We start from the raw sequence: 23,636 nt of genomic DNA, 5'->3' as shown, positions 1-23,636 counted from the left end.
AATAGGACTTCTGGTTAAACATCCAGAAGTCCTATTTTTTAGTCTTTTATTCTAACTTTAGGAAGTATTTTATTTAATTCTACCCCTGATTTTGTATCCCAAGTGCTTTCATCATTTGGATCATACTTCTCCAAAAATGCGATAACTTCTCGAGTAATCGGTGTTGGAGTAGATGCTCCAGAAGTAACTGCTACAGTCTCAACGCCTTCTAACCATTTTAACTGAAGTTCAGTAATATCTGAAATACGATATGCCTTTGTGCCTGCAATTTCATGCGAAACTTGTGCAAGTCTATTTGAGTTATTACTCATCGGGTCACCTACGACAATTGTTAAATCAGCTTGGCTTGCTTGATCAGCAATTGCTTCTTGACGTACTTGAGTTGCCATACAAATTTCTTTATGAACATGAGCGCTAGGATACTTTTTAATTGCGTATTGAATTAATTCTACTACATCCCATTGGCTCATAGTTGTTTGATTTGTAATGATAATTTTATCAGTCGGGATGTCCAAAGCATCAATATCAGATTTATTTTGAATTAGGTGAACAATTGAAGGAGCAATTCCAACAGCGCCTTCTGGTTCCGGATGGCCTTTTTTACCGATATAAATAAAGTGATAGCCTTCAGCCATTCGTTCTTTAATTAAATCATGTGTTTTGGTAACATCAGGACATGTCGCATCAATCGTCGTAAGCCCTTTTTTTATTGCTTTTGATTTTACTTCTGGAGAAACTCCGTGAGCTGTAAAAATAACAGTCCCTTTTTCAATCTTATCTAGGATATCTAATCTGCTTGGACCATCTAACGTAATGATCCCTTCTTCTTCAAAAGCGTCTGTAACATGTTTATTATGAACAATCATACCAAGTATGTAGATAGGTCTTGGTAATGATGGGTCTTTAGCTGCATTTCTTGCAATGACCATTGCATCTACAACTCCGTAGCAATAGCCTCGTGGGGTAACTTTAATAACTTTCATGGAGTAGCCCCTCCTTTATAATATTATTGTCATTTTTTATTATAAAGGAGGAAGATGCTACTATACAAAGAAAAAGAAAATTTACATAAACAATTTTGGTTTTGGATTTACGTTTGATGCAGTTTCTTCAATCGTATTAGATGGTTCTACTACTTCTGATTTAATTGGAGCTTTTTTTCTTTTTTTTGGTTTTGATTCGTTTGTTTGTTTAACTTCAATTATTCCACTTGCATCATTTTTTTTACTTTTTTTTGTATCAACTGGATCGTCGGTATTGACTGCTTTAAATATTTTATATATTGAAGGGAAATTTTTAATAGCAGGTGCATATTGTTGAATCATTGGCGTGACTTGTTGAGCTGCTTGAACAGCTTTTTGCATACCACCGATGACACCTGTAATCGAAGTATCTCCACCCAATAAACGCGAGAAAAATCCTGGACTGCCATCATTTTCTTTTTCGGGTGGTTGCCCAGTCATTGGGTATAGATTTTGAGTTCCTTGTTGCTGATAATTACTACTGCCTGGTGCTTGCATGACGGGCTGATTTTGAAAAGGAACAGGTTGTAAAATTTTATTTTGGTTTATATATTGTTGATGTGCGTTTAATTTCGGCTGATATGAAATTGGTTGCTGATAATGATTTTGTAGCCCAACTATTTGTTGAACTGGTGGATAAAATTGTTGTTGTTGTTGTTGTTGTTGCATAAAAGGTTGCTGCGGTGATTGGGGATAAGGATACCGTTGATTAAAATTTGGTCTTACACCGTATGGATTTTGAAAATTTTGATAAGGATGTTGATAACTATTATAATAATTTGGGCCGTTCATTGGAAAAGGCTGTTTATTTTTATTCTTAAACTTATCAAGTAATCCCAATCTAATGCCTCCTTTCAGAAATACTCTTTATTACTTAGGCTATGCACATAATTTGAAATGGTTAGTATAGGACAGAATAAAAAATAAAATGCTACTAAAGAAGAAAGAAAAATTAGAATTAGCTTTATTGGGCAAATCTATTGTATAATAGATAATTGTAGCTATTTTGTACGGGGAGAACGTTTCCTCATTACATAGAAAGTTTAAATTAAGAAGGTGAGTTATATGGCAATTTCATTTAAAAATTTTCAATTAAAACCATTTATTTTGGAAGCGATAGAGAAGAAACACTTTACTGAACCAACAGAAATTCAACAAAAGATCATTCCTCAAGTTAAAACTGGACGTAGTGTAATTGGTCAATCGCAAACAGGGTCAGGAAAGACTCATGCATATCTAATTCCGACAATAAATACATTAGATCCATCTTTAGATCAAGTGCAATTAGTAATAACTGCTCCAACTCGTGAACTAGCAACTCAAATTTATAATGATGTCCAATCAATCATTGAATGTTGTCCAGAAGATGAGCAATTAACTGCTAAAAACTTCGTAGGGGGTACCGACTATAAACGTACTGTTGAAAAACTTAAAAAACAACCGCATATTGTAGTTGGAACTACTGGACGTATTAAAGATTTAGTAAATGATAATGTGTTATTAGTCCATACTACAAAGTATTTAGTAGTAGATGAAGCAGATTTAATGTTAGACATGGGATTTATTCATGATGTAGATCAAGTTGCATCAAAAATGCCTAAGAAACTACAAATGCTTGTTTTTTCAGCGACAATTCCTGAGAAACTTAAACCGTTTTTGAAAAAGTATATGGAAAATCCTGAACATATCCATATTAATCCTCAACAACTTTCAGCTCAGAAAATTGAACATATTATTGTACCAAGCCGCCATAAGGACAAAGTTAAAATGGCAAAAGATATTTTATTGAGTTTTCAACCATATTTAGCAATTGTCTTTACAAATACGAAGAAAAAGGCTGAAGAAGTTGCGACTCAATTATCATCATATGGCTTAAAAGTTGGTCAAATTCATGGTGATTTAAGTCCTCGTGAACGTAAAAAAATGATGAAGCAAATTCAAGATCTAGAATTTCAATATATTGTTGCGACTGACTTAGCTTCCCGAGGAATTGATATTGAAGGGGTAAGTCATGTAATCAATATCGAATTACCAGCAGATTTAGATTTTTATGTCCACCGAGTAGGTCGTACAGGGCGTGCAAACTTCTCTGGAACTGCAATTACAATTTATGATCAAGAAGATGAACAAGCATTAGACAAGCTTCAAGATCGTGGAATTACATTTGAGCATCGTGAACTTAAAAAAGGTGAATGGGTTGATTTAGGACCACGCTCAAAACGTAAGCTACGTAAAAAAACGGATCGTAATTTAGATGCAGTTGCTACTAAAGCAATTAAAAAACCATCTAAAGTTAAACCAGGCTATAAACGTAAACTGAATGAACAAAGAGAATCATTTAAAAATAAAGTGAAAAGAAAAACGAGTAGGTAGTTTGAAAAAGAAAGGAAGAATATTCCTTTCTTTTTTCTTTTATAAACAGGCGAACAATTTAACCATGATCGGTTTTCATGTTAAAATGGTAAGTATGATTAATGAAGGTAGGAGCTGAAAGAATGTTACGAATAGGATCTCATGTTTCAATGAGCGGTAAGAAGATGTTTTTAGCCGCTAGTGAAGAAGCTGCAAGCTATGGTGCTAATACATTTATGGTATATACAGGAGCACCTCAAAATACTCGTCGTAAAGCAATTGAAGATTTAAATATTGCAGCGGGTTTGAAACATATGGCTGAAAATGGAATTGCTGATATAGTAGTTCATGCACCATATATTATCAATATCGGAAATACTACAAATCCAGCTACCTATGAATTAGGTGTTGAATTTTTGCAAAAAGAAATAGACCGTACAGCAGCATTAGGAGCAAAACAAATTGTATTACATCCAGGTGCTCATGTAGGGGCTGGTGAAGATGCTGGTATTGATAGAATTATTCAAGGTTTAAATGAAGTATTGACAGCTGAAACACCAGTACAAATTGCGCTTGAAACAATGGCGGGAAAAGGATCAGAATGTGGTAAATCATTTGAAGAAATAGCAAGAATTATAGATGGTGTACACTACAACGATAAATTATCAGTTTGTTTTGATACATGTCATATAAATGACGCTGGATATGATATCGTGAATGATTTTGATGGTGTATTACAGCAATTCGATCAATTAATTGGGATCGAAAAAATAAAAGTTTTACATATTAACGATAGTAAGAATCCAATGGGAAGTCGCAAAGACCGACATGAGAACATTGGCTTTGGGTCGATTGGATTTAAAGCACTAAACTATATTGTTCACCATCCACAACTTATGGACATCCCTAAAATATTAGAAACGCCATATGTTGGTGAAGATAAAAACAACAAAGTCCCACCGTATAAATTAGAAATAGAAATGTTCCGTAATCAAGAATTCAATGAAAACTTAATTCAAGAATTATTGAAAGCTTAATACAAAGAAACCAGCTCAATTTATAAATGGGCTGGTTTTCCTTTTTTCGAAGGACACTCATAAGATAGCCACTTTCGAACTATTTTATAATTCTATTTCTACAACCTTCTTTAACTTACTATCTAAATATGAAGCAATTATTTTTCCTTCTTTAATTCTTTTTACAGTGACTACATTACTAACTATTTCGTGATCATGTTCGTCTAAATGCATTAATTTAATATAGACCACATGTGCCTTGTCACGTTCAATAAAACTACTTGCGATATTAAGGGCTAAGCTATGGCTTAAATCATCCATATGAAACATGTGTTTGAATTTCACTTCAGTATCTGTTTCTTTGTCTAAATAAATGATTTCATAATGTAGCTCATGCAAATCCATATTATTCCCCTCTCATTTCATTTTAGAATAGTTAGTTGATTCTTTGTATGAGCATTATATGACTTGTGAAATGAGCAGAGTTATATATTAAAGCTTTTTAACGAACATTTAAACCAAGCTTAAGTTAGCTTTTGAAAAATAGTATCAATTTGTTGTGCAGTGGCTTTAGAGGTAACATTTGCAATTTGGGTAAGAATTTGTTTTTTATGTTCTGCGTCATAAATATTATAATTTTTACCATTTAATATTACTGCCACTTTATTGGCTTGATCTGGTGTAATATACACTTGATATTGTTGACTTAATTTTAATAAATCCTTTGGTGTTATACTATTAACCTTTTTATTTATGAGAGTTTGGATAATATTCATTGTGAACCTCCTCTTAGATGAAGTATTACATCAATAAATTTTATGAAAGGTTATGATAAATAATGAGCACAGGATATTAATCTTAAGTTGATTTTTCAAATATAATATGTCAAAAAGTAAGTGAGGATTTCATATGGAAATTTTAGAAGCAGCTAAAAGACACTCACATTTCCAGTAAATCCTGATACTGAAATAACGAGAATTTGAATGAGGACAGATTAAATTTATAAACTCAATTAAGCTATTAAAATAGAAAAGCTTGAATTCATGATAGAATTCAAGCTTAATTGTTTACTATTAATGTATTGCTTTTTTCTTAAACTTTCCACCTTTAACATCAGCAATATTACCGATTGCTATAAAGGCATTTTCATCATAGTCTTCAACAATCGATTTTAATTTTGCTTCTTCAAGTCTTGAAATGACTGTAAAGATGATTTTTTTATCTTCACCCATATAGCCACCTTCGCCATGAAAATAAGTAACACCACGACCTAATCTGGCGTTTAATGCATCACCGATTTCTTTATCTTGATCACTAATGATCCAAACAGATTTAGTATCCTGGAACCCTTCAATTGTTAAATCAATTGTTTTAAATGCTACATAATAGGCAATTAATGAGTACATAGCATTATCCCATCCAAATACAAAACCTGCACTTCCAAGAATAAATACATTAAATGCCATAACAACCTCACCTATTGAAAAAGGTGATGATTTTGTTAAAAGTATTCCTATAATTTCAGTCCCATCAAGTGAGCCACCATTACGAATTACTAATCCTACACCAATACCTAAACCTAATCCACCAAATAATGCAGCAAGTAAAGGATCATTAGTTAAATGAGGAAGATCCTTAAATAGGGAGGTAAATACTGAAAGTACAGTGATACCGTATAAAGTTGAAATAGCGAATGTTTTACCGATTTGTTTATAACCTACTATTACAAAAGGTAAGTTTAACAAGAATAGAAAAATACCGAGATTAATCGAAGTAATATGGGAGAGGATCAAAGAGATACCTACGATTCCACCATCAATGATTTCAGTTGGAATAAAGAATGCTTTTAAGCAAAGTGCCATTAAAGCAGCACCAAATGTAATAAAAAACCCCCGTCTAATAATCTTAAAGTTTGAAAGCTTACGATGTGTAATTGCGTTCAAAAAACCACCTCTTTATCTATATTTATATATTAATTGTAACATATTGTATTTTTTGTCACAAAGTGAAAGTGCTTATTTTATTAAAAATACATTAAATATTTTTTTAGATAATTAAGTTATTTAGAGATTTTACCCTAGATGAATTTAATTAAAAAACGAATAATATTTTGCCGAGTTTTCTTTGTTTACAAATATGAGGTATTCTCTTATACTAAGAACTTGAAATAAAACGTAATTATTCCTAAATAGATGAAGGTGTTTTAATAAATGAGTCAAAATATCATAAAAATAGAGGATTTGTCTTATAGTTATGAACGTCAAAAGGTATTAACTGACATTAATCTTCTAGTAAAAAAAGGAGACTTTTTAGGTCTAGTTGGCCCGAACGGTAGTGGGAAATCAACTTTACTAAAATGTATATTAGGGATCCAACAACCAGATGAAGGAAAAATAGAGTTATTTGGTACAGATATAAAAAAAATGAAAAGTTGGGATAAGATTGGTTATGTATCTCAAAAAGCAAATAGTTTTAACTCTGGATTTCCAGCATCGGTTTTTGAGGTAGTATCTTTAGGTCTTGTTTCTAAAATTGGATTGTTTAACGGTTTTAAAAATTCGGATAAACAAAAAGTTGTCGAAGCTTTAAAATCAGTTGGAATGTATGAATTTGCAAATCGTAACATCGGAGAACTTTCAGGTGGACAACAACAACGTGTCTTTATTGCACGAGCACTTGTAAGTAATCCCGAACTATTAATACTCGATGAACCGACCGTTGGGGTAGATGCTGAAAATGTCGAAAGCTTTTATCAATTACTTAGCGATTTAAATACGAAGCTTGGTATTACTTTATTATTAGTATCTCATGACATAGGCATTATTACTGATAAAGTATCACATGTTGCATGTTTAAATAAAAGATTACACTTCCATGGAAGCCGAGATCACTTTAAAGATGCTACTGAGAAGGATTTGTCTCTTCTATATGGCCATTCTGTGCATGTACTATCTCATAATCACGAGAATGGAGGTGATAGAGTATGATGGATTTTTTTCATTATGATTTTCTGAGAAATACGTTAATCACCGGAATGATTATTGGCGTTATGGCTCCATTATTAGGTGTATTTGTTGTATTTAGGAGATTATCACTAATTTCTGATGCCTTGAGTCACGTGACATTATCAGGGGTTGCAGCAAGTCTTTTACTTGAAAAGTATTTCTTTACTTCTGGCTTTATTAGCCCTTTATTTATGGGGATGACATTTTCAGTTGCTGGAGCATTTTTAATTGAAAAATTAAGAAGTGTTTATAAACATTATCAAGAGTTAGCCATTCCAATCATTCTTTCAGGGGGAATGGGGTTAGGCGTCATTTTAATTTCATTAGCTAATGGATTTAATACGGATCTATTTAGTTATTTATTCGGTAGTGTTAGTGCCGTTTCACAAGAAGATTTAATTACTGTCATAATTATAGCTGTATTTGTAGTAATATCTATCATAGTCCTTTACAAAGAATTGTTCCTCTTATCATTTGATGAAGAATATGCTGTTGCTTCAGGTATTAATGCGAAATGGATTCATTATTTGTTTATATTATTAGTGGCATTAGTCGTATCCATTTCGATGAGAGTTGTAGGTGTTTTATTAGTATCTTCTTTAATGACTTTACCAGTAGCTGCGAGCATACGTATTTCGAAGGGCTTTAAGCAAACAATTTTCTTTTCAATCATTTTCGGAGAGTTTTCAGTTGTTGCAGGTATTTTGCTTTCATATAATTTAAATCTCGCGCCTGGTGGTACGATTGTGATCCTGCAAATCCTTATTCTTATTTTTACTTTAAGTTTGAAGAAATTAAGAACAAGTCAAAGGTAGTGATTAGATGAAATTAGCAGATGCATCAAAACTATTAAAAGATAAAGGCTTCAAAAATACGCCTAAACGATATGATATGCTTGAATATATTTTTAGGCAAAATAAATATGTAACTGCAAGAGACATTCAACAAGCATTGAAAGATAAATACAAAGGACTAAGCTTTGATACGATCTATCGTAATTTATCTACTTTTATTGAAGTTGATGTAGTGGAAGTTACAGAACTAGATGGTGAAAAACGTTTCCGATCCAAATGTTCTTCTGCTGAACATCATCATCATTTTATTTGTTTGGATTGTGGTAATACAAAAAGTATTTATAGATGCCCTATGGACAATTTATCTGTTGATTTACCTGGTTATACTGTACAAAGTCATAAATTTGAAATTTACGGTCTTTGTCCAGAATGTAGTTGAATTCGTTCTACTTTTAGAGAGTGCAAATGGTACTCTCTATTTTATTTTCGGGAGAGTAATTAAATTTTTTGAATTTATTACATAATATTCCAATTTTGTTTATACTTTAATTAGAAATTGTTTTAATTACTAAAATAAGAAAGGGGTATTTGGTATGGTCTTAGGAGATTTAATCTTTCAATTAATTGTATTTTTGATACCAGTTGCAATTATTATTTTTGTTGTATTAATTTTTCGATCAAATAGAAAAAATAGGCTTCAAATGCAGAGGCTTGAGGCAAAGCTTGATCAAATTAATGAAAACATAAAAAAAGATTAGTAGACTAATATTTCAAGTTTGAAAAGACAATAGAGTATTGTCTTTTTTTAAATTATAAGGTATAGTAAGTTTCATCAAATACGTTTAAATGTTTAAACTTATAATCATTATTGAAAATTAAATATTAAATAATATAAGTGTGAAAAGTAGGGAGTAAAAGCGATGAAGTCAAATGAGACCGTATTAATTACAGGTGCATCTGGAGGAATTGGAAAAGAATTAGCTATTTTATTTGCAAAGGATGGATTTGATTTAGTTTTAGTAGCAAGATCGATTGAGAATTTAAAGGTAGTAAAAAGTGAAATTGAATCAATGTCGAAAGTAAATGTACATCTATTTCCAATGGATTTGTCTAAGGAAAAGGAAATCGTTTCTTTACAAGAGGAATTAAATACCCAAAAAATTCAAGTTGACTATTTAGTGAATAATGCTGGGTTTGGATTATTTGGGGAGTTTGCAACTACAAATTTAGACGAAGAGTTAAACATGATTGATTTAAATATACGTACAGTTACACATCTTACAAAACTGTTTTTAAAAGGGATGATTGAACGAAATAAAGGTGGAGTGATGAATATTGCTTCTACAGCAGCATTTCAACCTGGGCCATTAATGGCTGTTTATTTTGCTACAAAGACTTATGTTCTTTCTTTTACTGAAGCACTTTCGAACGAAATGAAAGGGACAAACGTTAAAGTAACAGCTGTTTGTCCAGGTGCAACAGAAACAAATTTTGGACAACGTGCAAATATGCATGAATCAAATTTATTCCAAAGTGGAGTAGGGAATGCAAAAGATGTTGCTAAAGTAGCATATAGGGGATTTAGAGATGGAAAAACAATTGTGATTCCTGGAATAAAGAATAAAATACTAGCAAATTCTGTTCGATTCATGCCAAGAAAAGTAGTTACGAACGTTGTAAGGTATATCCAACGAAGAATATAATTGATCAAAACGACTCAGGTAGTTTCCTGAGTCGTTTTGTTCTTTTTTATTTGTTTTTTTCCGCTAAATAGAGGGGAATTCGCTCTATTGTTGAATAATATGCATAAGGGCAAGATGTTTAATAAACTTATAGCCTAGGAGGCTGAGTGGTTTGCAGGAGCTCAAAAAATATAGAAGAAATGTCTTCATATTATTGTTTATTATCTTTATTTCATTTATAGGACATTTTGCGAACTCATTGCCAATTATTAGCAGAAGAATCTTAGAAGGGATTTTTTGGCTTTCTTTAATTAGTTGTTTTGGAATAATTACAAATGGAGTAATTAAGTTTAGTCAAAAAATAGGTAAGCTAGCGTACTTTTTTGTTTTAGGTAGTTTAATTAGTGCAATTTTTGCATTTACAATCGAAACTTTAAAAACAATTAAGGTTATTTCATTTTATATTTATTATATCTGTCTTTTTGCAAGTCTAATTACTGGTGTAATAGCAATTATTAAAGAAGAAAAAGGGTTAGCAAAATTATCTGGATTTATACTGATGTTTTTATTTGGATTAATCTTTGTATGTACTTTTATTGTGTGGAATATAAACGGTGCGAGGTATTAGCGTGAGACTGTTTGATAAGTCCTTTCCAATTAGAGATACTAAAAACTTTAACTACAGAATGATGATCTGCGAAAATAAGGTGTTATGAAATTCCCATAAAAAATTAAAATGAAATGAGAAAAATAAGAGGATGTTCCAAAAGTTTATACTTTTAGGTCATCCTCTTTCTTTTTTAGTATTCTATTTCTTCAATATCCTTTGGCTGCGGAAGTGGTTGGTTATTTTGTTTGCTTTGATTTAGATTATTTATTTCATCTTCTCTTCTATCTCTGATTAGATTGTTTTGCTTTTCGCGATTTTTCAAGTTAATTGCTCCCTTCGATTCGGTTACAGTTAATTTGTGCAAAATTAATTATTTTATAAGTCAGGGAGGGGACTTTAAGGCATGAGCAAATCGGTTAACCATTAATTTCTACTTTTTGATTAAATAGATTATTAAAAATAGATTGCCACTCTTCTTGGCTTTTTATTTCAGTTATACAGATTCTATGATTTTTAGTTACTTTTAATTGGTGATCTGATAGTGAAATTCTTCCTTCTTTCGTTAATAAGTTGACGATTTTATATTGGGTGAAAATTGTTTCATTACTAGTTTGGCAGTAACGAAATTGTTTTTCAAATTGTTGAAGTTGCTTTGGAATAGTTGAAATGAACAGTAAATCTTTCCAAGAACCATTGAATTTTTGAAGGATGAAATTCGAATTGTCTTGTTCGATCATTCGATAGGATCCATTTGAATCGGAGTACTCATAATGATCACGAAGCAAGAGTGGTTCTAAAAACCCCCCACCAATTCCTACGTCAGCGAGATAGTTTTGTTCGTCAATTTTTACTAAAATAGATAAATGTGAGAATTCGGGATTCCAACACTGTTTTTCTTCATTCCAAAATTTAGTTGAAATATATGATACATTAAAACCAATTTCCTGTAAGACTGAAAAAAGTAATGAATTCGTTTCAAAACAAATTCCACCTCGTTTACCTGAAGCAATTTTTTTCATAACTTTAGAAGGGGTCATTGAGAGTGGTATTTTAGAAATAATATCGATATTTTCGAATGGTATTGAAAGTAAATGATACTTATGAATTTGCTTTAATGAGGAATATGAAATTGTTTCGGTTTGTTTCAAACGGATGTGTTTAAAATATGATTCGATTAGCATGCAATCCTCCAAAAAATTTAATTGTAAGTCGTAAATATAATGAGTATACAATGAGGATTGGTTAAGAAGTATATAATAAGAGAAATAATTTTAATTTTTCTAAAATCATAGTTGACACATAGGAATAGTGTGTTTATTATTAAGCTTATATAAAAAATCAATATGGCTGATTGGAAGACCAAAGGCCCTTAACTATATTCTTTAGTTAAGGGTCTTTTTGCATTTTAAAAGGCTAAATCCTTAAAGGGGAGATTTTAATGTGTTGAAGTATAGAGATGGGTATAAATAAAAATCGCAATATTGCAAATGAAAGGGGAAGATCATTGTGGGGGCAAAGAAATGGATTATTAGCTCGGTAGTTGTTGTATTAGCAGTTTCGGGAGTGTTATATGCAACCTTAAAAGACGATCAATCAGAGGTAACCAATACTAAAGCAGCAAGTAAAAAAGTGGAATTGTTGAATGTTTCTTATGATCCAACACGCGAATTATATGAAAATTATAATAGAGCTTTTAGTCATTATTGGGAAAAAGAACATGACCAAACTGTAACAATTAAACAGTCTCATGGAGGTTCTGGTAAACAAGCTAGAGCAGTAATCGACGGTTTAGATGCTGATGTAGTTACACTAGCTTTAGGATATGATATTGACTCAATTAATGAAAAGGCACAACTAATATCCCCTAATTGGCAAAAAGAATTTGAATACAATTCAACTCCTTATACATCAACAATTGTCTTTTTAGTAAGGAAAGGAAATCCAAAAAATATTAAGGATTGGGATGATTTAACGAAAAAAGGAGTTCAAGTAATTACACCAAATCCAAAAACTTCAGGTGGTGCAAGGTGGAATTATTTGGCTGCTTGGGGTTATGCAGACAAAAAATATAATGGTGATGAAAAAAAAGTAAAAGCGTTTATGAAGAAATTATATAAAAACGTTCCAGTATTAGATACTGGCGCACGTGGTTCAACAACTACATTTGTTGAAAAAGGAATTGGAGATGTATTAATAGCATGGGAAAATGAAGCCTTACTTTCAGTGAAAGAATTAGGTGAAGGGGAATATAAAATTGTTTATCCTTCGATTAGTATTCTAGCTGAGCCACCTGTTGCACTTGTTGATAAAAATGTAAAGGAAAAGAAAACTGAAGAAGTGGCAAAAGCCTACATATCTTATCTTTATAGTAAAGAAGGTCAAAAGATTATTGCAGAAAATTATTATCGTCCGAGAGATAAAGAGATTCTCGAAAAATATAGTAAACAATATCCTAGCCTGCCATTGTTAACAATTGATAAAGATTTCGGAGGATGGGGTAAAGCGCAATCAAAACATTTTAATGATGGTGGAGTATTTGATCAAATTTATCAATAATACGTAATTGGAAAATAAGAAGGACTTGGACTTTTAGGCTTTTCACTAAAACTTAAGCCAAGTCTTCTTTATTTTAAGGAGGATTGACAATATTTGTTTAAGAAGCGAAATAGAATCCTACCTGGATTTGGATTAACATTTGGATTTTCAATATTATATATAAGTTTTTTTATTTTTCTTCCGGTATCGATGCTGTTCTTACATTCTTTTGATATAGGTTGGTCTAAATTTTTAAAGATTATTAGTGAAGATAGAGTACTAATGTCTTATAAAGTCAGTTTTGGAACTGCCTTTATTGCTGCGATTATTAACGCTGTTTTTGGTTTATTAGTAGCTTGGGTGCTTGTACGTTATCGTTTTCCTGGAAAACGGATTGTCGATGCTTTCATTGATTTACCTTTTGCATTACCGACTGCAGTTGCTGGTATTACTTTAACAACATTGTATTCTCCAGATGGTTGGATAGGAAAATTTTTTTCTTTTAAAATTGCTTATACACCACTTGGGATTATTATAGCTCTTACATTTATTGGGTTACCATTTGTCGTTAGAATGGTTCAACCGGTTCTTGAAAATTTTCAAAAAGATGTCGAGGAAGCAGCGGCAAGTTTAGGTGCAAACCGTTTTCAAATTTTTTGGAAGGTAATTTTCCCAGGGATTTTACCAGCGTTATTGACTGGATTTTCTTTAGCATTTGCAAGATCATTAGGTGAGTATGGGTCTGTCGTGTTTATTTCTGGAAATATGCCAATGAAAACTGAAATTACACCGTTGTTAATTATGACAAAATTGGAGCAATATGATTACTCGGGTGCAACCGCACTTGCAGTTGTTTTATTAGTAATTTCTTTCTTACTCTTATTGATCATTAGTATTTTTCAAAGATATGCAAATCGTGCATTTGTTAAAAGGGGGTAAGGGTTAAGAATGGAACGAGAGTTTAAGATTGAGAGAAAAATAGAAGTGAATGCTAGTACAGAAAAAAGAGTAGCATTAAACACCAATACGATTCAGATCATATTAATTGGTATTGTCATACTTTTTTTAGCGCTATTTTTATTTCTACCATTAGTTTCGATTTTTATAAAGGCTTTACAAGATGGTTTTGGTGTTTATAAAGAAGCGATTGTAAATGATGAGACATTAGCAGCAATTAAATTGACGTTTTTGGTAACGATTATTACTTTACCGCTAAATGCGATTTTTGGCGTTTCAATCGCATGGGCTACAACGAAATTTAATTTTAAAGGAAAAAATATATTAGTAACTTTAATTGAACTACCTTTTGCAGTATCGCCTGTTGTAGCAGGATTTTTATTTGTTTTATTGTTTAGTCCGAATAATGGGATTTTTGGTGGTTGGTTAAAGGAACATAATTTGAAAATCATTTTTTCCACTCCGGGAATTGTTTTAGCAACAATTTTTGTCACATTGCCTTTTGTAGCGAAAGAATTAATTGCAGTTATGCAGGCGACAGGGAGTGCTGAAGAAGAAGCTGCACTTACTTTAGGTGCGAACGGATGGCATATTTTTTGGAAGGTGACACTTCCGAAAATTAAATGGGGACTTTTGTATGGCATTATTTTATGCAATGCAAGAGCGGTTGGAGAATTTGGTGCTGTATCAGTTGTATCTGGACATATTCGTGGGGAAACAATTACAATGCCACTTCATATTGAAAATCTATATAATGAGTACCAATTTCCACAAGCATATACAGTTGCGTCACTTATGTCCATTTTCGCGATTCTGACATTAATTATAAAGAATATTATTGAATGGAAAGTTCTAAAGGAAGAGAAACATTAGGAGTGGATTGTATGTCAATTAAAGTTTCAAATGTCATAAAAAGTTATGAAAATGAAGCTGCCTTAAAAGGAATTAATTTAAATATAAAAAAAGGGGAATTGGTTGCTTTATTAGGTCCATCTGGATCAGGTAAAACAACTTTGTTACGAATTATTGCCGGATTAGAAAATCCAGATTTAGGTGAAATATTTTTTGAAGATCAGGATGTAGCAAATGTGCAAGTAAAAGAAAGAAATGTAGGATTTGTATTCCAGCATTATGCTTTATTTCAGCACATGACTGTTTTTGAAAATATTGCATTTGGTTTAAAAGTTAGGCCAAGAGCTACACGTCCTATAAAAAGAAAAATTAATGAGAAAGTGATGGAATTATTATCATTAGTCAAATTAGAAAGTTTTGCTAATCGTTTTCCTTCTCAATTATCTGGTGGACAAAGACAACGTGTTGCATTAGCTAGGGCATTAGCTGTTGAACCAAGTGTATTATTATTAGATGAACCATTTGGGGCATTGGATGCAAAAGTTCGTAAAGATTTAAGAAGATGGTTACGAAAACTCCATGATGAAATCCATATTACGAGTATATTTGTAACGCATGATCAAGAGGAAGCGCTTGAAGTTGCAGATCGAGTTGTTATTATGAATGGCGGGACGATCGAACAAATTGGAACACCTGAAGAAGTTTACCATACACCAGCAAGTCCGTTTGTTTATGATTTTCTTGGTAAAGTAAATTTATTTCATGGAAGGATAAATAAGGGCAGCCTAATTAGTGGAGGATTAGAAATCCCATTACCAGAATTAGTTGAACAAGATCATAAAGAACATAAAGAGGTTACGGGGTATGTTCGTCCTCATCAAATTACAATCGAAAAATTTGAAACAAATCAAACTTCAATCAGTGCAATCGTAACCCATATTCATGCTGTAGGTCCGATCGTTTATGTGGAAGTCCTACGGGAAGATACAAATGATTATGTTGAAATTGAAATCATGAACGATTTTTTCTACGAACTTAATATTCAACTTGGGGAAAGGGTATTTGTTCGTCCTAATGAATTGAAAGTATTTATTCCTCAAGATTATTCGATTTAACATAATAGGAAAAGAATAAAAAAGGTTAAGGAGCAATTAAATTGTCCTTAACCTTTTTTTATTATTAACCTTTTGCTGCTTCCAGTTCAGCTAGTTTTTCTTTGGCAATGATATCGATTTCGCGTTTTAGTTCTTCAACCATTGTTGCTTCTGGTACTTTACGTACGATTTCCCCGTGACGGAATAGTAATCCTTCACCACGAGCTCCAGCAATACCGATGTCTGCTTCACGGGCTTCACCAGGACCGTTTACTGCGCATCCAAGTACGGCTACTTTAATTGGTACTTTTAGTGTCGAAATGTATTCTTCAACATCATTTGCGATACTAATTAAGTCAATTTCGATACGGCCACATGTTGGACATGAAATTAATGTCGCAGCATTTGAAGATAAACCGAAAGATTTAAGTAGTTCTCTTGCGACTTTTACTTCTTCAACTGGATCTGCGCTTAATGAGATACGCATTGTATTTCCGATCCCTTTACTAATGATTGCACCTAAACCAGCGGCACTTTTAACTGTACCTGCAAACAAAGTACCAGATTCAGTAATACCTAAATGTAATGGATAATTGAATGCTTTTGAAGCTTTTTCATAAGCTTCGATTGCTAGGTTTACATCTGATGCTTTCATCGAAACAATGATGTCGTGGAAATCTAAATCTTCAAGAATTTTAATATGATGTAATGCACTTTCAACCATTCCATCAGCAGTTGGGTAACCATATTTCTCTAAGATTCTTTTTTCTAATGAACCAGCATTAACACCGATACGAATCGGAATTCCTTTTGCTTTAGCAGCATTTACAACTGCTTCAACTTTTTCCTTACGACCGATATTACCTGGATTAATTCTTATTTTATCTACTCCGCCTTCAATTGCTTTTAAGGCTAATTTATAATCAAAGTGTATATCTGCAACAAGTGGTATATTAATTTGTTTTTTAATATCAGCAATTGCATTTGCAGCTCTTTCGTCTGGTACTGCTACTCGAACAATCTGACATCCAGCTTCTTCAAGTCGTTTAATTTCTGCAACTGTTGCTTCAACATCGTGTGTTTTTGTTGTTGTCATACTTTGGATTGAAATTTCATTTGCTCCACCAACAACTACATTTCCTACTTTAACTGCACGTGTTTTACTTCTATGTGTAATTTCGTTCACGAGTAACTCGCTCCTTCAAAAATAACTTTATTTCTATTTTGTATAAATCTACATTATCATATTTTCTTCATGATTACTCATTTTATCAACTGGTTCTAAAGAAATATATCATAAATTTTATTTTTGTGAAGAGTAAATTGGGAATTTATATGATTTTCCACTTTGGATTTTAGTAGGAGAAAGGCCATCGTTTAATGCACTAAAATCTTTTGTAATTTGGCTAATTGGCTGGTTAAAGTTTGGATTAAGGTCTTCGATAATTCCTAAAACAGTGTCACCGTTTTTAACTTGAATCTTTTCAAATTTTGGAAGTGAGCTTGATTTTGTTTCAGATTTCGTTGCTTTTGCCACTGTAGGAATATCTTTATTTGGAATTGTCCCAACTTGAAGGTCAAAGAATATTATATATGCAAGCAATAAAGAACCTAGTAAAAAAGCTATTTTTTTCATTAATCATCACTCCTTTTGTAGAATATATGCTTGTCCACACAACCAATATTCCTACTAGGAGCTTGGATTCATATATTTTTTAGCAAAAAAAAAGAAGTGTGAAACACACCTCTGTAAACATTATTTTTTAGAAGGTAAATTTTTAATTGTTAATGTGTACATACCAACCGTTATTAAAATAAAAATTAATGTTTGGAATGGAATCGTTATATTCAGTAATCCTAGCAATAAATAGATAACGGTAGGAAGTGTTAAGCTATACGAAACCATTGCAAAGCGTTGTCTAAAAGGCAAGTGCTTAGTCGATTTAAATAAACCTGTTAAAAACGCTAACAATATAGCAACTATAAATATGAAGATACAAGATCCTAAATAAAATAGGAAAAATAATGCGATTAAAAATACCGGAAGAGCTTCATTTATATTTTTAATAAATTTTGAAACGTCTGCTTTGTGTATTTCAGTAGAGTTTAATGAAGGGTAGGGATAATCTTGCTCACCTTTATCATTTTTAATAACGACTCTATTTTTTAACACAACAACAGCAAACTGTTCATTTTTTAATTTTGAAGGTATGACTGTTTCATTTGGATAGATAGCATATTTATATTCACCGATGTTTCGTTCAAACGGCGTATTATCGTTAATTGTTAAAGCTCCTTTGTTTAAAGAAATTGATTGAATATTATCCTTTAGCAAATCAGAAACATTGTTCACTTGAAGCTTCACATTTTTTTCAAATGAAAAGAAACCCGGAAGAGTATATAAAATTGCTAGTAGGAATAGAAAAAAGATTGTTTTACCGATTTTTTGGAGTCTATATCTTGATATTGTTTTTGGAGAGAATAAACTAAACCAAAATTGTTTAAATAGATTCATAAACTCATCCTTTCTTATTTAATGTTATTTCACTTCCCGAAATTTATTATGTAACTTTCGGGCTATTTTGTATATTATAATCTTTTTTTTGTAATTGAATAGAAAACTTTTTCATTAAAAAAGATATGAGTAAAAGAGAATGAAAAGGTTTATTAATCAAATTTAAGTTTGGTCTAAATGTTGGATCAAAAACTAATAAATCGTTAATATAAATTAATAATGAAAAAAATAATTAAAAGTATTGACGTTTAGTTTGAAACATGATAAATTAAATATTGTCTTAAGGACAACATTAATTATTCCGCAGTAGCTCAGTGGTAGAGCACTCGGCTGTTAACCGAGTGGTCGTAGGTTCGAACCCTACCTGCGGAGCCATTTATATAGTTTGGCGGTGTAGCTCAGCTGGCTAGAGCGTACGGTTCATACCCGTGAGGTCGTGGGTTCGACTCCCTCCGCCGCTACCAATAATTTATTATGGAGTAATACCCAAGTCCGGCTGAAGGGATCGGTCTTGAAAACCGACAGGGGTGTAACAGCCCGCGGGGGTTCGAATCCCTCTTACTCCTTATTTAGTGAAAAAAGTCTTCAACATTTTTGTTGAAGACTTTTTTCGTTTGATTGTTAAATAATAAAGATGAAATTTTTCTTCCAGGAATTAATGTTTTTTACTTTCTTTTCCTTTTCTCGAGCATTACTGTTGAAATCTTTCTGTATATTTGATAAGTTTAAATTGAAATTCACTATTATCTTTGGGAGGAAATTAAAAATGTCAAAATTTGAATTACCACAATTACCTTATGCTTATGATGCATTAGAGCCACACTTTGATAAAGAAACAATGAATATTCATCACACTCGTCACCACAATACATATGTAACAAACTTAAACGCTGCTTTAGAAGGGAAAGAAGTAGCTGCTTCTTCAATTGAAGAATTAATTTCAAACTTAGATGCACTTCCAGAAGGAATCCGTACAGCAGTACGTAACAATGGTGGTGGACATGCTAACCATAGCTTATTCTGGACATTATTAACTCCAGAAGGTACAGGTACTCCAGTTGGTGAAGTTGCTGAAGCAATTAACGCTAAATTCGGTAGCCTAGATGAGTTTAAAGCTGCTTTCACTCAAGCTGCATTAACTCGTTTTGGTTCTGGTTGGGCTTGGTTAGTAGTAAACAATGGTGAGTTAGAAGTGACTAGCACTGCTAACCAAGATTCACCATTAATGGAAGGTAAAACTCCTATCTTAGGTTTAGATGTATGGGAGCATGCTTACTACTTAAACTACCAAAACAAACGTCCTGACTACGTTGGTGCATTCTGGAATGTAGTTAACTGGGAAAAAGTAGAAGAATTATACCAAGCTGCTAAATAATTTATAAAAAATGAACACTACTTAATTTATTTAAGTAGTGTTTTTTTATGGCTAAAAAAAGGATAAATTTTCATTTACTCGGAAAACTAGTTCATGAGACAAAGGAGAGTTTATTATGAGTAAGTGGAAATTTTTATTAGGTGATGTAGATTTAAATAAAGACTTAATTCTTTTACTGAGTGTTAGTGGATTGTTTACTTTAGCGACAGCTTTATCTAGCACATTTGTAAATGTTTATTTGTGGAAGCAATCAAATAATTATTTACCAATTGCTTCATACCAATTTTCGATTGCTTTTTTCCAAGCTATTACATTCGTAATTGCAGGAAGATTAGCTAAAACAATTGATCGAGTTTTCATTTTAAGGGCTGGTATTTCTTTTTTAGCAATATTCTACATAGTTGTTTTACTTTTTGAAACGAAGACATTATTAGCAACAATTTTGATTGGGGCAATCTTAGGAATTGGGAATGGATGTTACTATTTAGCTTTTAATTTATTAACGTTTGAAGTTACTGAACCTGAAACTAGACAATTTTTTAATGGTTTTTTAGGGATTATTAATTCGTTCACAGGTATGATTGGCCCGTTTATTGCAGGAGTAATTATTTCCTCAATGATCGGAAATAAAGGATATCATTTTGTGTTTCTTGCTGCAGTTATCTTATTTATATGTGCAGTAGTTTTAAGTTGTTTCTTAATTAGACGGGAACTTGATAGTGAGTTCAATATTAAGCGAGTTATACAAGAAAGAAAATTAAATGAAAATTGGCGAAAAGTAACTTATGCTAATTTCTTTCAAGGGACTCGGGAAGGAATTTTTCTGTTTGTTATTTCAATTTATATTTTTATATCAACAGGAAGTGAATTTGCATTAGGGAAATACGGGCTACTTACATCATTAATTAGCTTTATTACCTATTATATCGTTACAAGGATTATAAAAGAAAATTATAGAATGAAAGCGATCTTTATTGGCGGTTTACTATTATTCTGCGCTGTTTTTGTAATCGCTTTTAAAGTTTCTTTTCCTTTATTAATGATCTACGGTGCAATAATTTCTTTGGCGTATCCAATCATTTTAGTACCTTACTTATCTTTAACATATGATATAATAGGAAAATCGTATAAGGCCAGGGAATATAGAGTGGAATATATCGTAATACGTGAAGTGTATTTAAATAGCGGTAGAATGTTTTCTATTGCAGTTTTCATTGTATGTACATCGATATTTCCACCAGAAAAAGTAATTCCACTATTAATGTGTTTATTTGGTGCTGGACACTTTTTGGTCTATTTCGTAATGAGGAATTTAGAATATAAGCATGCTTAAATATTGTCACTAAATTGTCAAAAACTAAGCAGTTATTCTATTTTCAAGACAATAAAATTATATGTAGAATTAGTATTTGTAGAAAAAAGAGGAGAAAAAATGAATAAGCCTAAGAAATATAAAATTACATTACCAACACGACTGAATACATTATTTTTTCTTGTGTTTGTCTTATTTTCTGTTTTAATTCTAAGATTAGGAGTCGTACAAATTGTTAAAGGTGAAGACTATAAATTAGAGTTAGAACGTACAGAAAATATGACCGTCGATCAAGCTGTACCAAGGGGGAAAATTTTAGATCGAAACGGAAATGTTGTCGTAGATAATACGCCTTTGCGTACAATTACGTATACAAGAAAAAAAGGTACTTCTTCAGGTGAGCTATTAACAATGGCTAAAAAGTTAAAAACTTATCTTAATATGCCAACTAATAAAATTACAGAACGAGATAAAAAAGATTATTGGTTATTAACAAATCCTAAAGCTGCAAAAAAACTAGTATCCAAAAAAGAGAATAAAACATTAAAAGCTCAAAATAAAGATGATGACGCTGCATATAATAAAGCTTACTATAATTTGCAAATTGATAAAATTACAGAGGATGATATCAATTCACTTAGTGCAAATGACTTACAAATACTTGCAATTTACAAGCAGATGAGTGCTGGTTATGCACTAACTCCACAAACAATTAAAAGTGAAGGAGTTACTGAAAAAGAATATGCTACAGTTAGCGAACATTTGGACGAGCTTCCAGGTGTAGATGTAACGACAAATTGGGAAAGAAAATACGTTTATGAAGATACATTCCGAACTATTTTAGGTAATATTACTTCTGAAAAAGAAGGATTACCTGCTCAAAATGTTGATTATTATTTAGCGCGTGGTTATGACCGTAATGATCGTGTAGGGAAAAGTTATATTGAAAAGCAGTATGAGGATGTTTTACGTGGTACAAAAGGTAAAGCACAAAATGTTATTGATTCAAACGGAAATGTTGTTGATACGAAAGTGATTACAGAAGGGGAACCCGGAAGTGATTTAGTACTATCAATTGATATTGAACTTCAAGGTAAAGTTGATGAAATCGTTAAAAGAGAGCTTATAAAAGCTAAAGCAACGTCAAATGGTCGTTATTTGGACCGTGCATTTGTTACAATGATTAATCCAAATACAGGTGAAATTTTAGCGATGTCTGGTAAGCAGATTGTTAAAGACAAAAAGACAGGAAAAAATAAAATAGTAGATTACGCAACAGGAAATCTTACTTCATCTTATGAGATGGGTTCAACTGTAAAAGGTGCAACTCTTTTAACTGGTTATCAAACAGGGGCAATTACTCCAGGGCAAAGGCTATACGATACACCAATTAGAATTGCTGGTACACCAGTGAAAGCTTCATATAAAAACTTCGGTTGGATTAATGATTTAGATGCGCTTAAGTATTCATCAAACGTTTATATGTTCCGAACAGCTATGGCTATTGGAAAAGCACATTACGTAGAAAATAGGCCATTAGATATCGATGTAAAAGCGTTTGATACATTCCGAAAAAGTTTTAGTCAATTCGGACTTGGCGTTAAAACTGGAATTGATTTACCAAATGAAGCAATTGGATTTAAAGGTGTAGACAAAAGCCCAGGTTTCCTACTAGATATGGCGATTGGGCAGTATGATACGTATACACCACTTCAATTAGCACAATATGTATCTACAATCGCAAATGGCGGTTACAGAATTCAACCACATGTTGCAAAAGAATTGAGACAACCTTCAATTGGTGAAGATAATGGTGTCATTAGACAAGAAATTAAGCCTAAAATATTAAATCGAATCGATATGAAACAATCATACATCGATCATGTTAAACAAGGTTTTATCAAAGTATATAATGAGACTGGTGGTACAGCTCGAAAATACTTCACGGGTGTAGACTATAAAGTAGCTGGTAAAACAGGTACAGCCCAATCTGTATACGACGGTCCAGATCGTAAAAAATACAACGGGCCACAAAAAACTTATAATGAAACATTGATGGGATATGCTCCATATGACAATCCTGAAATTGCCTTTGTAGTAGTAGTTCCTTGGTTACAAACTGACCAAGCGCCTGTTAATAAATACATTGGCCGAGATATTATGGATGAATACTTTAAATTGAAAAAAGAAAGACAATCAATTTATAACGATGAACCAAAAGACATTCTAGATAAACAAGACAATCAAGATAAACAAAACACTCAAAATAAAAATCAATAGGGAAGAGAAGGGGGCAGACCCTTCTCTTTTTTATTTGGAAAACAACTTCTATTCAACACCCTTCCTTCACCATCTGAACTTATTTACATAATCTTTACATTCGGTTAAAACAGGTTTAATAGTTTGAGAATATGATTATTCGTGTAATGTATTACTGAATTAAACGATTTTAAATGTTATCGATTGTTAAGAAAATTTTTAGATAATAGAAAGCTTCCTTTAGGATGAGAGGGGA

General features: G+C 32.1%; 25 protein-coding genes and 3 tRNA genes. 18 read left to right on the top strand and 10 right to left on the bottom strand.

What is annotated here, in order from left to right; translation table 11 throughout:
* Window positions 1-38: 38 nt before the first annotated feature.
* Together ACSBO6_RS14285 and vrrA are read right to left on the bottom strand one after the other, a co-directional pair.
* Window positions 39-983, bottom strand: coding sequence for a 4-hydroxy-3-methylbut-2-enyl diphosphate reductase (locus tag ACSBO6_RS14285; protein WP_498843537.1), 945 nt, complete (start codon window positions 981-983; stop codon window positions 39-41).
* An 81-nt stretch (window positions 984-1,064) separates the two neighbouring features.
* On the bottom strand, window positions 1,065-1,862 hold the full coding sequence (gene vrrA, locus ACSBO6_RS14280) for a VrrA/YqfQ family protein (RefSeq protein WP_098844938.1): 798 nt from the start codon (window positions 1,860-1,862) through the stop codon (window positions 1,065-1,067).
* Between the two features lie 225 nt (window positions 1,863-2,087).
* Here vrrA and ACSBO6_RS14275 point away from each other — a divergent pair, with 225 nt between their 5' ends.
* Both ACSBO6_RS14275 and ACSBO6_RS14270 read left to right on the top strand, forming a co-directional pair.
* On the top strand, window positions 2,088-3,395 hold the full coding sequence (locus tag ACSBO6_RS14275) for a DEAD/DEAH box helicase (RefSeq protein ID WP_098844937.1): 1,308 nt from the start codon (window positions 2,088-2,090) through the stop codon (window positions 3,393-3,395).
* 122 nt (window positions 3,396-3,517) lie between these two features.
* Window positions 3,518-4,411: a deoxyribonuclease IV gene (locus ACSBO6_RS14270; protein WP_098844936.1), complete on the top strand. Its 894-nt coding sequence runs from the start codon at window positions 3,518-3,520 to the stop codon at window positions 4,409-4,411.
* Window positions 4,412-4,495: 84 nt separating this feature from the next.
* Here the strand turns inward: ACSBO6_RS14270 and ACSBO6_RS14265 are convergent, their stop codons facing one another.
* The 3 genes from ACSBO6_RS14265 to ACSBO6_RS14255 form a co-directional block, all read right to left on the bottom strand.
* A complete protein-coding gene (locus ACSBO6_RS14265; RefSeq protein ID WP_498843536.1) occupies window positions 4,496-4,795 on the bottom strand; it encodes a hypothetical protein in 300 nt (99 codons plus the stop codon).
* A gap of 119 nt (window positions 4,796-4,914) precedes the next feature.
* Window positions 4,915-5,166 carry a DUF2624 family protein gene (locus ACSBO6_RS14260; protein WP_498843535.1) on the bottom strand — a complete coding sequence of 84 codons (252 nt, stop codon included), beginning with the start codon at window positions 5,164-5,166 and terminating at the stop codon, window positions 4,915-4,917.
* Window positions 5,167-5,463: 297 nt separating this feature from the next.
* A complete protein-coding gene (locus ACSBO6_RS14255) occupies window positions 5,464-6,333 on the bottom strand; it encodes a YitT family protein (protein WP_286138259.1) in 870 nt (289 codons plus the stop codon).
* 267 nt (window positions 6,334-6,600) lie between these two features.
* Between ACSBO6_RS14255 and ACSBO6_RS14250 the strand changes: the two genes are divergently transcribed.
* The 6 genes from ACSBO6_RS14250 (at window position 6,601) to ACSBO6_RS14225 (ending at window position 10,499) form a co-directional block, all read left to right on the top strand.
* Window positions 6,601-7,377 (top strand): metal ABC transporter ATP-binding protein, encoded by a 777-nt coding sequence (locus ACSBO6_RS14250; RefSeq protein WP_098844933.1) that lies wholly within the window; start codon window positions 6,601-6,603, stop codon window positions 7,375-7,377.
* A complete protein-coding gene (locus tag ACSBO6_RS14245) occupies window positions 7,374-8,210 on the top strand; it encodes a metal ABC transporter permease (RefSeq protein WP_098844932.1) in 837 nt (278 codons plus the stop codon). The genes ACSBO6_RS14250 and ACSBO6_RS14245 overlap by 4 nt, the downstream gene beginning before the upstream one ends.
* 7 nt (window positions 8,211-8,217) lie before the next feature.
* A complete protein-coding gene (locus tag ACSBO6_RS14240; protein WP_098844931.1) occupies window positions 8,218-8,628 on the top strand; it encodes a Fur family transcriptional regulator in 411 nt (136 codons plus the stop codon).
* Between the two features lie 154 nt (window positions 8,629-8,782).
* Window positions 8,783-8,947: a DUF4083 family protein gene (locus tag ACSBO6_RS14235; protein WP_498843534.1), complete on the top strand. Its 165-nt coding sequence runs from the start codon at window positions 8,783-8,785 to the stop codon at window positions 8,945-8,947.
* Between the two features lie 162 nt (window positions 8,948-9,109).
* On the top strand, window positions 9,110-9,892 hold the full coding sequence (locus ACSBO6_RS14230; RefSeq protein WP_098844929.1) for an SDR family NAD(P)-dependent oxidoreductase: 783 nt from the start codon (window positions 9,110-9,112) through the stop codon (window positions 9,890-9,892).
* Window positions 9,893-10,043: 151 nt separating this feature from the next.
* On the top strand, window positions 10,044-10,499 hold the full coding sequence (locus ACSBO6_RS14225) for a hypothetical protein (RefSeq protein ID WP_098844928.1): 456 nt from the start codon (window positions 10,044-10,046) through the stop codon (window positions 10,497-10,499).
* A 172-nt stretch (window positions 10,500-10,671) separates the two neighbouring features.
* On the opposite strand, the gene ACSBO6_RS14220 is transcribed toward ACSBO6_RS14225, so the two are convergent.
* Both ACSBO6_RS14220 and ACSBO6_RS14215 read right to left on the bottom strand, forming a co-directional pair.
* Entirely contained in the window at window positions 10,672-10,803 is a 132-nt protein-coding gene (locus tag ACSBO6_RS14220) for a hypothetical protein (protein WP_286138258.1), read from the bottom strand.
* A 94-nt stretch (window positions 10,804-10,897) separates the two neighbouring features.
* On the bottom strand, window positions 10,898-11,662 hold the full coding sequence (locus ACSBO6_RS14215; RefSeq protein WP_098844927.1) for an arylamine N-acetyltransferase family protein: 765 nt from the start codon (window positions 11,660-11,662) through the stop codon (window positions 10,898-10,900).
* Window positions 11,663-11,984: 322 nt separating this feature from the next.
* Here ACSBO6_RS14215 and ACSBO6_RS14210 point away from each other — a divergent pair, with 322 nt between their 5' ends.
* The 4 genes from ACSBO6_RS14210 (at window position 11,985) to ACSBO6_RS14195 (ending at window position 15,940) form a co-directional block, all read left to right on the top strand.
* Window positions 11,985-13,037 carry a sulfate ABC transporter substrate-binding protein gene (locus tag ACSBO6_RS14210; RefSeq protein WP_098844926.1) on the top strand — a complete coding sequence of 351 codons (1,053 nt, stop codon included), beginning with the start codon at window positions 11,985-11,987 and terminating at the stop codon, window positions 13,035-13,037.
* Between the two features lie 93 nt (window positions 13,038-13,130).
* Window positions 13,131-13,955 (top strand): sulfate ABC transporter permease subunit CysT, encoded by an 825-nt coding sequence (gene cysT, locus ACSBO6_RS14205; RefSeq protein WP_098844925.1) that lies wholly within the window; start codon window positions 13,131-13,133, stop codon window positions 13,953-13,955.
* A 9-nt stretch (window positions 13,956-13,964) separates the two neighbouring features.
* Window positions 13,965-14,846, top strand: coding sequence for a sulfate ABC transporter permease subunit CysW (gene cysW / locus ACSBO6_RS14200; RefSeq protein ID WP_098844924.1), 882 nt, complete (start codon window positions 13,965-13,967; stop codon window positions 14,844-14,846).
* 11 nt (window positions 14,847-14,857) lie between these two features.
* On the top strand, window positions 14,858-15,940 hold the full coding sequence (locus tag ACSBO6_RS14195; RefSeq protein WP_098844923.1) for a sulfate/molybdate ABC transporter ATP-binding protein: 1,083 nt from the start codon (window positions 14,858-14,860) through the stop codon (window positions 15,938-15,940).
* A gap of 64 nt (window positions 15,941-16,004) precedes the next feature.
* On the opposite strand, the gene ispG is transcribed toward ACSBO6_RS14195, so the two are convergent.
* From ispG to ACSBO6_RS14180, 3 genes are all read right to left on the bottom strand, one after another.
* The gene (gene ispG, locus ACSBO6_RS14190) at window positions 16,005-17,105 is read right to left on the bottom strand and encodes a flavodoxin-dependent (E)-4-hydroxy-3-methylbut-2-enyl-diphosphate synthase (RefSeq protein WP_098233313.1); all 1,101 of its coding nucleotides are present in this window, start codon (window positions 17,103-17,105) and stop codon (window positions 16,005-16,007) included.
* Between the two features lie 117 nt (window positions 17,106-17,222).
* Window positions 17,223-17,555, bottom strand: a complete 333-nt coding sequence (gene yqfZ / locus ACSBO6_RS14185; RefSeq protein WP_098844922.1) for a protein YqfZ — start codon at window positions 17,553-17,555, stop codon at window positions 17,223-17,225.
* A gap of 120 nt (window positions 17,556-17,675) precedes the next feature.
* Window positions 17,676-18,434, bottom strand: coding sequence for a DUF1189 domain-containing protein (locus ACSBO6_RS14180; RefSeq protein ID WP_098844921.1), 759 nt, complete (start codon window positions 18,432-18,434; stop codon window positions 17,676-17,678).
* A 300-nt stretch (window positions 18,435-18,734) separates the two neighbouring features.
* On the opposite strand from ACSBO6_RS14180, the gene ACSBO6_RS14175 reads away from it, so the two are divergent.
* The 6 genes from ACSBO6_RS14175 to ACSBO6_RS14150 all read left to right on the top strand — a co-directional run bounded on the left by ACSBO6_RS14175 (window position 18,735) and on the right by ACSBO6_RS14150 (window position 23,401).
* A tRNA-Asn gene (locus tag ACSBO6_RS14175) sits at window positions 18,735-18,809 on the top strand.
* Between the two features lie 12 nt (window positions 18,810-18,821).
* Window positions 18,822-18,898, top strand: a tRNA-Met gene (locus tag ACSBO6_RS14170).
* A gap of 12 nt (window positions 18,899-18,910) precedes the next feature.
* Window positions 18,911-19,000, top strand: a tRNA-Ser gene (locus tag ACSBO6_RS14165).
* Window positions 19,001-19,200: 200 nt separating this feature from the next.
* Window positions 19,201-19,809 carry a superoxide dismutase gene (locus tag ACSBO6_RS14160; RefSeq protein WP_098844920.1) on the top strand — a complete coding sequence of 203 codons (609 nt, stop codon included), beginning with the start codon at window positions 19,201-19,203 and terminating at the stop codon, window positions 19,807-19,809.
* A gap of 115 nt (window positions 19,810-19,924) precedes the next feature.
* On the top strand, window positions 19,925-21,142 hold the full coding sequence (locus tag ACSBO6_RS14155; RefSeq protein ID WP_098844919.1) for an MFS transporter: 1,218 nt from the start codon (window positions 19,925-19,927) through the stop codon (window positions 21,140-21,142).
* A gap of 99 nt (window positions 21,143-21,241) precedes the next feature.
* A complete protein-coding gene (locus ACSBO6_RS14150; protein ID WP_498843533.1) occupies window positions 21,242-23,401 on the top strand; it encodes a peptidoglycan D,D-transpeptidase FtsI family protein in 2,160 nt (719 codons plus the stop codon).
* Window positions 23,402-23,636: the final 235 nt, after the last annotated feature.

Source organism: Bacillus sp. AL-1R (assembly GCF_052180195.1).
In the GTDB taxonomy this organism is placed as follows: Bacteria; Bacillota; Bacilli; order Bacillales; family Bacillaceae_G; genus Gottfriedia.
This window is presented reverse-complemented; position numbering and strand designations above follow the sequence as displayed.

Excerpts from the sequence above, each read along its gene's own strand:
- ACSBO6_RS14245 (WP_098844932.1), top strand. The coding sequence starts at position 7,374 with ATGATGGATTTTTTTCATTATGATTTTCTGAGAAATACGTTAATCACC.
- ACSBO6_RS14235 (WP_498843534.1), top strand. The coding sequence starts at position 8,783 with ATGGTCTTAGGAGATTTAATCTTTCAATTAATTGTATTTTTGATACCA.
- ACSBO6_RS14180 (WP_098844921.1), bottom strand. The coding sequence starts at position 18,434 with ATGAATCTATTTAAACAATTTTGGTTTAGTTTATTCTCTCCAAAAACA.
- ACSBO6_RS14250 (WP_098844933.1), top strand. The coding sequence starts at position 6,601 with ATGAGTCAAAATATCATAAAAATAGAGGATTTGTCTTATAGTTATGAA.
- ACSBO6_RS14265 (WP_498843536.1), bottom strand. The coding sequence starts at position 4,795 with ATGGATTTGCATGAGCTACATTATGAAATCATTTATTTAGACAAAGAA.
- cysW (WP_098844924.1), top strand. The coding sequence starts at position 13,965 with ATGGAACGAGAGTTTAAGATTGAGAGAAAAATAGAAGTGAATGCTAGT.
- yqfZ (WP_098844922.1), bottom strand. The coding sequence starts at position 17,555 with ATGAAAAAAATAGCTTTTTTACTAGGTTCTTTATTGCTTGCATATATA.
- ACSBO6_RS14275 (WP_098844937.1), top strand. The coding sequence starts at position 2,088 with ATGGCAATTTCATTTAAAAATTTTCAATTAAAACCATTTATTTTGGAA.
- ACSBO6_RS14285 (WP_498843537.1), bottom strand. The coding sequence starts at position 983 with ATGAAAGTTATTAAAGTTACCCCACGAGGCTATTGCTACGGAGTTGTA.
- ACSBO6_RS14240 (WP_098844931.1), top strand. The coding sequence starts at position 8,218 with ATGAAATTAGCAGATGCATCAAAACTATTAAAAGATAAAGGCTTCAAA.
- ACSBO6_RS14160 (WP_098844920.1), top strand. The coding sequence starts at position 19,201 with ATGTCAAAATTTGAATTACCACAATTACCTTATGCTTATGATGCATTA.
- ACSBO6_RS14150 (WP_498843533.1), top strand. The coding sequence starts at position 21,242 with ATGAATAAGCCTAAGAAATATAAAATTACATTACCAACACGACTGAAT.
- ACSBO6_RS14195 (WP_098844923.1), top strand. The coding sequence starts at position 14,858 with ATGTCAATTAAAGTTTCAAATGTCATAAAAAGTTATGAAAATGAAGCT.
- ACSBO6_RS14260 (WP_498843535.1), bottom strand. The coding sequence starts at position 5,166 with ATGAATATTATCCAAACTCTCATAAATAAAAAGGTTAATAGTATAACA.
- ACSBO6_RS14270 (WP_098844936.1), top strand. The coding sequence starts at position 3,518 with ATGTTACGAATAGGATCTCATGTTTCAATGAGCGGTAAGAAGATGTTT.
- ACSBO6_RS14155 (WP_098844919.1), top strand. The coding sequence starts at position 19,925 with ATGAGTAAGTGGAAATTTTTATTAGGTGATGTAGATTTAAATAAAGAC.
- ACSBO6_RS14230 (WP_098844929.1), top strand. The coding sequence starts at position 9,110 with ATGAAGTCAAATGAGACCGTATTAATTACAGGTGCATCTGGAGGAATT.
- ACSBO6_RS14215 (WP_098844927.1), bottom strand. The coding sequence starts at position 11,662 with ATGCTAATCGAATCATATTTTAAACACATCCGTTTGAAACAAACCGAA.